This window comes from Desulfosporosinus burensis, from assembly GCF_054657535.1.
This window is the reverse complement of record NZ_BAAHYN010000006.1, coordinates 274,760-286,236: the sequence shown is the minus strand read 5'-3', so window position 1 is coordinate 286,236 and position 11,477 is coordinate 274,760. Positions and strand designations below refer to the sequence as shown.

Here is an 11,477-nt window from a genome sequence, read left to right as displayed (position 1 = left end):
CCCTTAAATAACCCCGCTCTCTTTAAGCCTAATTACATCTATAGTACTAAGGCCGAGTTCTGTTTCAAAAATTTCATGATTATGCTCACCAATCAATGGTGCACGTCTCTTAATACCACAACTGGCCGTAGAGAACTGTCCAAACGCTCCCGGATAACTAATCGTAACCCCTAATTCCGGATGCTCAACAACTTGCCAGAAACCGCGATCCATGAGTTGTGGATCGCTCACGATGTCCTGTGCTGAAGCGACCGGATAGCCTAACATTCTGCGTTTGATCGCATTATTAAAGAAGTCACTTTTAGTTTTTGTTAATAGAAATGCGGCGATCGGTATTTCAATTTCGTCAATTTCTTCTTGTGTTACGACAGCTATATTGAATTTATCCCAATCCTTTTCAATGAGAAACTGGGGAGCCATCTCTACTTCCTGCATCCAGGCTACTAAAGCCTTATTAGTCGCTCTACCTGCAGACCCACCGTACAAGATGAAATTTATATACCCATCTTTGCACTTATAAATAGCTCTCATTTTGGCCCCAGTAACACTTCGACCAGTAATAAACTCTCCATCTCGACTTAGGTCCCTTTGCAATAAATCCCAATGAGCCTGAGCAGGGGTTACTGCCCAGAGACAACTAGCTTGGGCTGAAACGTCGATTTTTTGTCCCTTGCCCGTTAACCCTCTGCTATAGTTGGCTATTAGCGCACTCATTGCAGCATTCATACCTGCCCACATATAGGATTGGGGAACAGCTACACGAACGGGCGGACGATCCGGACTGCCAAATAGTGTCATTAGCCCACTCGTTGCCATCATTTCTAGATCCGAAGCTTTGTAGTCACTATAGGGACCAGTTTGTCCAAATGGCGTTACTGAGACTAAAATCAAAGCGGAATTAAGTTGACTTAACTCGGCATACCCTAGTCCATTTTCTGCTAAGTATCCTGGAGCAAAGGATTCCAAAATGAAATCAGCTTTAGTGGCTAACCGGCGAAAAAGTGATCGTCCGGTCTCCTTAGTAATATCAAGGGTTATACCCCGCTTATTATTGTTATAGGCCCACCAAGTAAGGCTCTTATCTGGATCAAGGATATCATGGTAGAAAGGCCCAATGTTACGACCGAGATCACCACCAGGCATTTCAACTTTAATTACATCCGCTCCTAAGTCCCCCATGATCTTCCCTGCTAACCATCCTAACTCATTAGTCAGGTCCAAAACACGATATCCTTCTAGTAAGCCCCTTTTTTCTACTGAAGACATATCACCACCCCCAACCATGTTTATAAAATATTAGGTCATTTTATTTTTAGGAAGCAGAGTAACCCTGCTTCCTATTGCACCAACGATTTAGCAGGGGTTAAATTCCCTTACTAGCCATTAACTTAGAATATTCATCAACGTTTTCTAAGGCTTTTTTGATATCATCTGCTTTGAACCACTTATCCAATTTAACCCTGTCAACTGGATAGCCAGCTCGCTCATAAGCCCATTTAAACTCAAAAGGTACTGTTGCATCAATGGCAATTGCGCCTGAATATTTTGATTCAGAACGTACCCACTCGGCGCCTGGTGCCGCTGCACTTCTCTCAGCTGGTTGGAATGTCTGTCCCATACCTCCGGCCGCGATCGTTTGAATGTCTTTATCTGCATCTACCCGAGTAGATAGGGCCCACATAATATCTTCCATGTTGTAAATATCCACATCTTCATCTACGGCGATGGCCAGACGCAATCCTTGCGAAAGCGCACATGCAGCAGCTAGGATATTCTTTTGCCAGCCTTCATCCCGTTTGCGGCGTTTTTTAACTTGGAAAATACAACCGCCCCAGTCAGTCATACCGTAAGGGATATGGGTATCAACTACTAGTCCAGGTACAATCCGCTCTGCCAATTCGAAGAAGGTTGCCTCACGAACTGAACAATCGATATAGTGGTCATCATAGCTATGAACGGCCAGTGGATAATAAATCGGTCGATCCTTTCGATGGGTAACCGCCGTAACCTGGAATTTATAGGTTCGGTAAGCCTTACCCATATAGCCTGACCACTCTGGATGGAAGGGGTAGATGCCTTGTTTTTGGTCTTTTTCTGCCAGAGGACTTTCCCAGACTTTTTGAGTTGTATCCAAGAATCCTTCGATAACAATTTCTGCTTGAGCAATAGAGTAAGCATCAATGGTCTTACATTTAACCAGATCAATCGCTGATCCCTGTACTGCTCCTGCTACACCAATCTCATCGCAACCTCTTGGCAAGATTGCGTACATGAAACCACTACCTGCCATCAAGGTACAAGCTGGAGGAACACCCATATTAATCGTCATAGGAATGGGTCCTTTATGATACCATTCAGTGGCCACCATATCTGTATGTGATCCTGGGGAGATCTGGAAGCTGGAGAAATCCTTATTGTCGCGGAAATTCATCCTATTATAACTGATGTGAGTTCCACCCCAGAAATACTTGCCGGTAACCAAGGTATTGCCACCACCAAGAGTACGACCTGGGTCACTTGGGGTATGTTGGATCATTGGAATGATTGGCCATACGTCAATATTTTCTGTAACACATACTTCTTGGCAAGGTGCTTGGTCCTGTTCCACAATTCTTGGGGCGATTGGATTATTGATTCCTTTGGCAATTTTAAATTTCAATTGGCTGTAGTCTTTGACATCAAAAATCTTCGCAAGTCTTGAACCAGTTGCAAATAAGTTACAGGATAAACGAGCATTGTCATAGCCTTTTACATTTTCAAATAAGAGAGTTGGTCCTCCATCAAAGGACTTTTGAATTCCTGTCATTTCTAGAAAGGGATCAACTTCTACATCGGTAACCAAAATTTCTCCTTCTTCATTTTTAAGCCACTCCAAAGTACTTCTTAAACTGGTAATGTCTTTCTTTGGCATGAAAGTTCCTCCTATTTCTCTGTTTTGATATATATACAAACCAATTGGTTTGTTTCCCATAAAGGAAATACGATTTAACGACTAGCTAATTTCTTAAGAAGTTCTGGTACTTGAAAGGTAAGCTCAGCGATCAATGCTCCTGACGCTGTAAGTGCCTCAAATTTACTCTGAAAAGTGCCCTTACCTCTCTCAATGATTGCACCAGCATGCCCCATCCTCTTCCCTGGAGGTGCATTTTTGCCCGCAATATAGGCGATTACTGGCTTACTCATTTGCTTAATGTAGACAGCTGCCTCTTCTTCGGCGTTGCCACCAATTTCTCCAATTAAGACGACTGCCTCGGTCTGTGAATCTTCTTCAAACCTACGAAGCAAATCTGTGAAAGATAATCCTACTACCCTATCACCACCCAAACCTACAACGGTTGATTGTCCATAACCTGCAGCTGTCAGGCTTCCTACTATTTCATAGGTTAACGTGCCACTTCTAGCCACAATCCCGATGGGACCTGGGAAAAAGAATTGATCGGGCGGAATACCCACCTTACTTTTACCGGGAGAAATAATGCCAAAAGTATTAGGACCAATAATTATTGCACCCCGCCTACGAGCAAACCCAATAATTTCGATCTCATCTTGTACCGGTATATGTTCTGTGATAACTACAACCACTTTGATCCCAGCATCTATTGCTTCAAAGGCTGCATCTTTAGCCAAACGCGCCGGAACAAAGAGGCACGATACATTTGCACCGCAATCTTTAACGGTCTCTGCGACCGTATTATAGATCGGAACTCCTTCAATTTCCTGCCCGCCTTTGCCGGGGGTAACACCAGCAACAATGTTTGTACCATATGCTAGCATACGTTTAGTGTGAAAGATCCCTTGCTGACCAGTAATTCCCTGTATTACGACCCGAGAATTCTCATCTATAATTACTGCCATTTTCCCACCCCCTTTCAGGCCATATTTGCAAGTTCTACAACCTTTATGGCTGCCTCATTCATCGTTTGATAGGCTTCTATCCCACATTCTCTGAGAATCTTCAACCCTTCATCCTGATTCGTGCCTACTAAACGGATGACAACGGGCACCGGAATACCTTTATCCCTTTTCACCTGAGCAAATGCCGCAGCAACATCATCACAACGAGTAATCCCACCAAAAATGTTTATAAAGATTGCTTTCGGTTTGCTATTTAAAAGGATTTCTAGAGCCTTTTCTGTGCCTTCCCGGCCAGTTCCACCCCCAGCATCGAGAAAATTAGCGGCCCGTCCGCCATGATATTGAATAGCATCTATCGTACCCATCGTTATCCCAGCTCCGTTGGCCATAATGGCTATATCTCCATCAAGTTCTACATAAGAAAGCCCCGCCAAATGAGCAAGTTTCTCTAGGTCAGTTCTTTCCTCTACACTGGGTATATCTTTTTGTCTAAAGAGAGCTGAGTCATCAATAGTCACTTTAGCATCACCGGCAATAATACGATTTCCACTCAGTATCAAAGGATTGATTTCCACTAGCTCTGCATCTTTTTCCCGAAAAACCCTATATAGTGCAGATAAAACTCTAGCAAATTCCTTAGCAGCCTCTCCTATTAAGCCCATCCGATAGGTACACTCTCTAATATGATAAGGCTGGATTCCAAGGTTGATATCTAAATATCTTTTAATAATTTCTTCGTCGGGAACGTCTTCTATATCCATCCCACCAGCCGCGGAAGCGATCAAGACAGGCGTGCCTTCCTTGGTGTCGATGGTAATTGCTAAGTAAAATTCTTTGTCGATCGTTAATTTCTCTTCTACCAATAACTCTTTAACGCTAAGTCCCTGAATTTTCATCCCAAGTAGTTGCAGTGCAGCTTTCTGCGCTTCATCGGCCTGATTAGCGAACTTTATTCCTCCTGCCTTACCTCTTTTACCAGAAAGCACCTGTGCCTTAATTACTACAGAACCTCCTATCTCCTCAAATGCTTTTACCGCCTCAGTTGGGTTAGTTACCACCCTTCCTTTAGGAATTGGAAGTCCAAAGCTAGCAAAAAGTTCTTTGCCCATGTATTCATATAATTTCAACTCATCCCCCCCTTTCTTAATTAGATTGATAATGTACATAGACTAGTGCAATCTTCATACCAAGTTAATCTTAAATTGGCTCAATTGCCATTTCTAAGTGACTAACAATCGAAATTTACTGTTAAATGGTTTAAATCTATTGAGCAAAATCTCAAGACATTTCTAATGGGAAAATAATAATTTTGTTTTTGGAACTTGTCGTTCCAAAAATAAAACTTAGTCTAAAAAAGAAAAACGTTACTAAATGTAAAAAACCCCCAACTAATCTCTTAGCAGGAGTTTTCTAATGGAATTGTGATGTCTATTGTATGACCAATCATCTGGGATTATTGCTGATTGTTCTGAGCTTGGTAATTTTCATAACCATCTTTTTGTTTCTCAGTAAAGCATTCGTAAGAATCGTTAGGGATTATACTTTCACGTTTTGCTTGTGAACACCAAATAGCACTAACAACTTGTCTGAAAAAACGGCAATCCTTACATTTATGAGTAGCCATGTTTATTCCTCCTTTTTTTAAAAAAAATTAATAGTTGATAACATATCTATTTTTTTTAATTAAGCAATTTTCTCGCCAAGGTTAACTAAAATAGCTTGAGTTGTAATATGTAGGTACCGAACGATCAAAATGTAATGTTAAAAAGAAGGCTTTATTGAAAGGTGCCTAAATAAATAACTATAGTTTGTTATAAATGATTTAATAAATGAAACTGAATGTTTCATACTTAGAACCTCTGCTGTTAATAAAGGCTTGAAAACAAATTCCTCAACATACACCGTTATGCGTAGTGCATCTATTCCTGTCTCATGTCCTGCAAATATATGTTGTGACCTATACTTGTTCCCTTTCTATCTAATAAATCGCATCATATATGGCAGGAGATATGTCCCATCACGAAGAATCACCACTAAATTGTTCTATCTCAGCCACTGCGAATACCTACTCGATATTAATTAACGACAGCGTCTTAGAATTATGATTAACGGGGAGTAATGAAATGAGTATAAGCGACCAAAGATCGACAATTATCACTGGCGCAGTGTGCACCGGTGTACAACAAGCAGCCTTATTTACCAATCTAAATTGGGTAAAGGAAAAGTGCGTTCAGCTTCTTGGTTTTTTGCCTTATCCGGGAACCCTGAACATTCGTGTTGATGGAAAAGAATTCGAACAATGGCGGGAGTGGCGTCGAGAGGCGAAAGGGTTACAGATGACGCCACCAAATACAGATTATTGCGCCGGACTACTATTTCCCGGACACCTAGCTGAGTTCGAGGTAGTGGCAGTTGTGCCCTTAGTATCCGGATATCCAGGGGACGTCATAGAACTCATGGCCCCGTTCCACTTGAGATCAGGATTAGGGCTGAAAGACGGTGACCTTGTATCAATGTCTTTAGACCAATTGTAATGCCGTAAGGTATGGTGCATTAAATAGAGGTGGGACCAGCCAAACATTTTACATAAAACACAGGAACCATTGCCAACCTATAGGAATAGTATATCTTAGTTAATTGATAACGGTTATCTGTCTCATATAAAGGAGGACTTAAGATGTGTGGAATCGTAGGTCAAGTAGATTGGGAACGTGATTTAACTCTCCAAAAAGATGTTTTAATAGGGATGACACAAACCTTAATCCCTCGGGGACCCGATGCTGAAGGTTACTGGCTTACTCCTCGGGCCGCGTTCGGACACCGCCGATTGGTAGTTGTCGATCCCAAGGGTGGTCTTCAACCGATGATTCGTCGACGTGGTGAACATACCTATACCTTAATCTACAACGGCGAACTCTATAATACACCCGAACTTCGTCAAGAACTTTTGAGCCGAGGGTATTTATTCGAAGGGCATTCTGATACAGAGGTCGTCCTGCTCTCCTATCTAGAATGGGGACCCTCCTGTGTCGAACGTTTTAATGGAATTTTCGCTTTTGGAATCTGGGATAGTCAGGAACAACGGTTATTTGTGGCGCGTGATCGTCTGGGGGTTAAACCTCTCTTTTACAGTGAACTGCTAAAAGGCCTGGTTTTTGCTTCTGAACTTAAGGCATTATTGAAACACCCCGCCATTTCCCCCAACCTTGGGATAGAGGGACTATCCGAAATTTTTCTTCTAGGTCCAGCGAGGACTCCCGGAGTGGGCGTCTACGAGGGAATTTCCGAACTTAGACCAGGGCATTTTTTAATCTATTCTGCCAACGGCCTGCTAATTCGAAGGTATTGGGCCTTACCTAATCATGTTCATGAAGATGATTTACCGACGACCATCGCCAAGATCCGTGAGCTTTTTGTCGATACCGTCCAACGTCAGTTGGTTTCTGATGTACCGATCGGCACTCTACTCTCCGGGGGATTGGATTCCAGTGCTATTACAGCAATCGCTGCGGAGTTCCAGAACCTCAACGGCCATGGTTCCCTGCCGACTTTTTCAGTTGATTATGCTGAGAATGATAAGTATTTTCATGCCAATGCCTTCCAACCCAGCGCAGATGGACCATGGATTGAACGAGTGTCCCAAACCTTCGGAACTAAGCACACTAACTGTGCTTTCAAGATCCCTGAGCTTGTTCAAGCACTTAAAGCCTCTACTATAGCAAGGGATCTACCTGGTATGGCTGACGTTGATGCTTCTCTGTTACTCTTTTCGCGTGAGATCAAGAAAAAAGTTACCGTCGGTTTGTCAGGAGAATGTGCCGATGAAGTTTTTGGAGGTTACCCTTGGTTTCATCGTCAAGATGCCCTCGACGCTCAAACCTTTCCCTGGACACTACATGTTGAAAACCGTTTACAGATCCTTTCCCCTGAACTCCATGAACTTCTTCACCCCCGCGACTATTTACAGAAACGCTACGAAGAGGCTCTGAGCGAAATCCCCCTGCTTCCCAGTTCTTCCTCTGTAATTCACCGAGACAGCCGAACCTTGACCGGAAATCTGCAACGCGAAGCGCGAATCCGTGAGATTACCTATTTAACGTTAACCCGTTTCATGCCGACTCTCCTAGATCGCAAGGACCGCATGACAATGGCAACCGGGCTTGAAGTACGAGTTCCATACTGTGATCATCGCTTAGTCGAATACGCCTGGAACATCCCTTGGGAGATGAAGGCTATTGAAGGCAGAGAAAAAGGGCTTCTGCGCCAAGCCCTCACCGGGATCTTACCTGACGATGTGCTTTGGCGCCGCAAAAGCCCCTACCCAAAAACTCATCACCCCAGTTATCTTTCTACAGTTCGTACCTGGCTAAGTGACATCCTCGAAGATAAGACTTCCCCGGTTCTTCCCTTCCTCAACCTCCCAGCCTTACGGGATCTCATGAAGATCTCAGATACCATGCCTTCTGGTCGTCCCTGGTTTGGGCAGCTGATGGACCTTCCACAACTCTTTGCCTACCTTATTCAGGTCAATTATTGGTTAATGGAAAACAAAGTTAGGATTCTTTAAAGATTAGTAACAAAGAAAACCTGGCTAGTACGATGCCTTCAGAGGCTCAACCGCAACAACTTGCGGGGATACTTTCACTTTTAGGATTTTACTTCACTGGGTTTTGTTTCGAGGGGCTTACTCACGATCTTTACCTGGGTAATTCTAAATCCCATTACCTCTATAACTTCAAACTGAATTCCTTCGAAAGAAACGCTATCCCCTTTGACAGGTTTTCGCCCTAGCCTCGAAAAAATATATCCTCCAATGGTTGTGACGGTTTCCTCTTCTAGTTGAATGTCGAGCATTTCTGAAACTTCTTCCATTAAGACACGCCCATTTAGGAGATATTCATTGTCAGATATTTTCTGAATAGGCGGTTGTTCCGACTCGAATTCATCATAGATTTCTCCGACTAATTCTTCCAACATATCTTCGATCGTGACCAGTCCCGCCGAGCCGCCGAATTCATCCACGACAACTGCTATGTGGGTTCGCAAACTTCTCATTCTTTGAACAAGATGAGATATAGGCATGCCCTCAGGAACAGCAAGGATATCCCGCTTAATCTGAATAATATCCTTCTCACCCGACTGTTCCTGTAGCCGGAGGATGTCTCTCATATGAACTAAGCCGAGGACATGGTCTTTATCATCATCACACAGCAAATAACGCGTATGGCCATATTTTTTGACGACCTCTAGAACCTCCTCGAAGGTGTCTTGAATGAAAATGCAGACCATATCTTGCCGAGGAACCATCACTTCACTAGCGTTACGATCCGAAAATTCAAAGACATTATCTAACAGTTTACCTTCTAATTTATCTAAATATCCATGCTTTTGACTGGCATCGACTAACATTCTGAGTTCTTCTTCACTATGGGATAAATCTGCCTCATTGGCTGGTTCAATTCTCCACATACGCAAGACAAGGTTAGCTAAGCCATTAAGTGCTCGTATAATTGGATAACAGATCCAGTAAAAACCCTTTAAAAGTCCAGCTGTAGCCAGGGCGGTACTCTCTGACCTTTGAATTGCTAAGGATTTAGGCACGAGTTCACCCAAAACAATGTGTAATAATGTAATGATTGAAAAGGCTATTACTAAAGAGATAGTATGGGTGTAGATGGTGTCCCAACCGGCAATTCCAGTAAACAACGGTTCAATAAGGGTCGCAATTGCTGGTTCACCCACCCAACCTAAGCCCAAGGAAGAAAGTGTTATCCCAAGCTGACAGGCCGAAAGGTATGCATCAAGCTGTGAGGTAACATCTAGGGCAGTTTGTGCTCTGGGCGAACCATTCTCCGCAAGCTCTGCCAAACGTGTCTTACGCACTTTGATCAAGGAAAATTCAGCAGCCACAAAAAGTCCATTTAATCCAACTAACAAGAATGCAATTAAGATCATTATGACACTCCAAAGTAGACCTTCGATGATTTTTCTCCTCCTTGTTTTTTGGAAACAAAACATGGTAGTCCCTATTTAATTTAGTCTACTTATATTGGGAAACATTTATACACCCTATTGACTAGTCAATAGGGTGTGCTTAAACTCAGTTCAAATGTCAAACTGCCTGATGGATATCCTTCACTTCGTCGGCTTTAGTTTCGAGTAGCTTTTTCTTGACCATAACCTTGGTAATTCTGAATCCGATCACTTCCATTACTTCAAAATGGAACCCATCAAAATAAATGACATCCCCTTTGACTGGCCTGCGACCTAACCTAGAAAAGACATATCCACCAATTGTAGAGACCGTTTCCTCTTCGAGCTCAATGTCCAGAAGTTCCGAAACTTCTTCCATTAAGACTCGTCCATTAAGGAAATATTCATATTCAGCCACCTTTTGAATAGGAGGCTGCTCTAATTCAAATTCATCGTAAATTTCTCCGACAAGTTCTTCTAACATATCTTCAATCGTCACTAACCCAGCAGACCCACCGAACTCATCCACCACGATCGCCATATGCGTTCGTTGGCTTCGCATCTTCTGGACAAGATGAGAAATTGGCATTCCCTCAGGAACGACGATGATATCCCTCCTAATCTGAGTGATATCCTTCTCGCCTTCCTGTTCCCTAAGCCGAAAGATGTCCCGCATATGCACTAACCCGAGAACATGATCTTTATCATCATCACACAGCAGATATCGTGTGTGACCATACTTTTTAACAATATCGAGAATCTCTTCAAACGTATCCTGGATAAAAATACAGACCATATCTTGCCGTGGAATCATCACTTCACTAGCAATACGATCCGAAAATTCAAACACATTGTCTAGTAGTTTACCTTCCATCTTATCTAAATAGCCATGTTTTTGACTAGCCTCGACTAGCATTCTCAGTTCTTCTTCACTATGGGATAAGTCCGCTTCATTGGCAGGTTGAATTCCCCAAATACGTAACACTAGGTTAGCTAAGCTATTAAGCGACCGAATAATTGGAAAACAGAGCCAGTAAAAGGCTTTTAGGAAACCAGCAGTAGCCAGGGCAGTCGCTTCTGCCTTTTGAATTGCTAATGATTTAGGGACAAGTTCACCTAAAACAATGTGTAATAATGAGATAATTGAAAAGCCTATCGTTATAGAAATTGTATGAGTGTAGATGGTGTTCCAACCAGCTATCCCACCAACCAAGGTTTCAATCAGGGCAGCAATCGCTGGTTCACCAATCCAACCTAAGCCCAAGGAAGAGAGCGTGATCCCAAGCTGACAGGCAGAAAGGTATGCATCAAGTTGCGAGGTAACATCCAGGGCAGTTTGTGCCCTCGACGAACCATTCTCCGCAAGTTCTGCCAAACGAGTCTTACGTACTTTAACCAAAGAGAATTCAGCAGCCACAAAAAAACCATTTAATCCCACTAATAAGAATGCAATTAATATCATTATGACACTCCAGAACAGACCGTCTATGATTTTTCTCCTCCTTTTAATATCTAAAAGACCTTACCATGATTGTATTATTATGATTATTTGTACTTATGCTAGACCATAATTATACATCACTATCGTTACTTATATCAAAGGAAAATTTCTATTTTCCCTTAATCTATTTTCCCTTAATCTATTTCCC

9 protein-coding genes are annotated in these 11,477 nt (G+C 42.6%); 2 read left to right on the top strand and 7 right to left on the bottom strand.

Annotated features, from left to right (window positions below; translation table 11 throughout):
* Positions 1-3: 3 nt before the first annotated feature.
* The 5 genes from ACYQ3Q_RS12945 to ACYQ3Q_RS12925 form a co-directional block, all read right to left on the bottom strand.
* A complete protein-coding gene (locus ACYQ3Q_RS12945; RefSeq protein WP_459928949.1) occupies positions 4-1,266 on the bottom strand; it encodes a CaiB/BaiF CoA transferase family protein in 1,263 nt (420 codons plus the stop codon).
* Positions 1,267-1,363: 97 nt separating this feature from the next.
* On the bottom strand, positions 1,364-2,911 hold the full coding sequence (locus tag ACYQ3Q_RS12940; RefSeq protein ID WP_459928948.1) for a UbiD family decarboxylase: 1,548 nt from the start codon (positions 2,909-2,911) through the stop codon (positions 1,364-1,366).
* Positions 2,912-2,985: 74 nt separating this feature from the next.
* Complete coding sequence (gene sucD, locus ACYQ3Q_RS12935; RefSeq protein WP_459928947.1) at positions 2,986-3,855, bottom strand: succinate--CoA ligase subunit alpha; 870 nt, start codon at positions 3,853-3,855, stop codon at positions 2,986-2,988.
* Between the two features lie 14 nt (positions 3,856-3,869).
* Positions 3,870-4,982 carry an ADP-forming succinate--CoA ligase subunit beta gene (gene sucC / locus ACYQ3Q_RS12930; protein WP_459928946.1) on the bottom strand — a complete coding sequence of 371 codons (1,113 nt, stop codon included), beginning with the start codon at positions 4,980-4,982 and terminating at the stop codon, positions 3,870-3,872.
* Positions 4,983-5,308: 326 nt separating this feature from the next.
* Complete coding sequence (locus ACYQ3Q_RS12925; RefSeq protein ID WP_459928945.1) at positions 5,309-5,479, bottom strand: hypothetical protein; 171 nt, start codon at positions 5,477-5,479, stop codon at positions 5,309-5,311.
* A 499-nt stretch (positions 5,480-5,978) separates the two neighbouring features.
* On the opposite strand from ACYQ3Q_RS12925, the gene ACYQ3Q_RS12920 reads away from it, so the two are divergent.
* Together ACYQ3Q_RS12920 and asnB are read left to right on the top strand one after the other, a co-directional pair.
* Positions 5,979-6,389, top strand: coding sequence for a DUF120 domain-containing protein (locus ACYQ3Q_RS12920; protein ID WP_459928944.1), 411 nt, complete (start codon positions 5,979-5,981; stop codon positions 6,387-6,389).
* A gap of 143 nt (positions 6,390-6,532) precedes the next feature.
* On the top strand, positions 6,533-8,422 hold the full coding sequence (asnB, locus tag ACYQ3Q_RS12915; protein ID WP_459928943.1) for an asparagine synthase (glutamine-hydrolyzing): 1,890 nt from the start codon (positions 6,533-6,535) through the stop codon (positions 8,420-8,422).
* A gap of 80 nt (positions 8,423-8,502) precedes the next feature.
* Here asnB and ACYQ3Q_RS12910 read toward each other — a convergent pair whose 3' ends face one another.
* Positions 8,503-9,810 carry a hemolysin family protein gene (locus ACYQ3Q_RS12910; RefSeq protein WP_459928942.1) on the bottom strand — a complete coding sequence of 436 codons (1,308 nt, stop codon included), beginning with the start codon at positions 9,808-9,810 and terminating at the stop codon, positions 8,503-8,505.
* 157 nt (positions 9,811-9,967) lie between these two features.
* Entirely contained in the window at positions 9,968-11,290 is a 1,323-nt protein-coding gene (locus ACYQ3Q_RS12905; protein ID WP_459928941.1) for a hemolysin family protein, read from the bottom strand.
* Positions 11,291-11,477 lie beyond the last annotated feature (187 nt).

What these genes read in the sequence shown, in the direction of transcription:
- sucD (WP_459928947.1), bottom strand. Translation starts at nt 3,855, where the DNA reads ATGGCAGTAATTATAGATGAGAATTCTCGGGTCGTAATACAGGGAATT.
- ACYQ3Q_RS12940 (WP_459928948.1), bottom strand. Translation starts at nt 2,911, where the DNA reads ATGCCAAAGAAAGACATTACCAGTTTAAGAAGTACTTTGGAGTGGCTT.
- ACYQ3Q_RS12910 (WP_459928942.1), bottom strand. Translation starts at nt 9,810, where the DNA reads ATGATCTTAATTGCATTCTTGTTAGTTGGATTAAATGGACTTTTTGTG.
- ACYQ3Q_RS12905 (WP_459928941.1), bottom strand. Translation starts at nt 11,290, where the DNA reads ATGATATTAATTGCATTCTTATTAGTGGGATTAAATGGTTTTTTTGTG.
- ACYQ3Q_RS12920 (WP_459928944.1), top strand. Translation starts at nt 5,979, where the DNA reads ATGAGTATAAGCGACCAAAGATCGACAATTATCACTGGCGCAGTGTGC.
- ACYQ3Q_RS12945 (WP_459928949.1), bottom strand. Translation starts at nt 1,266, where the DNA reads ATGTCTTCAGTAGAAAAAAGGGGCTTACTAGAAGGATATCGTGTTTTG.
- asnB (WP_459928943.1), top strand. Translation starts at nt 6,533, where the DNA reads ATGTGTGGAATCGTAGGTCAAGTAGATTGGGAACGTGATTTAACTCTC.
- ACYQ3Q_RS12925 (WP_459928945.1), bottom strand. Translation starts at nt 5,479, where the DNA reads ATGGCTACTCATAAATGTAAGGATTGCCGTTTTTTCAGACAAGTTGTT.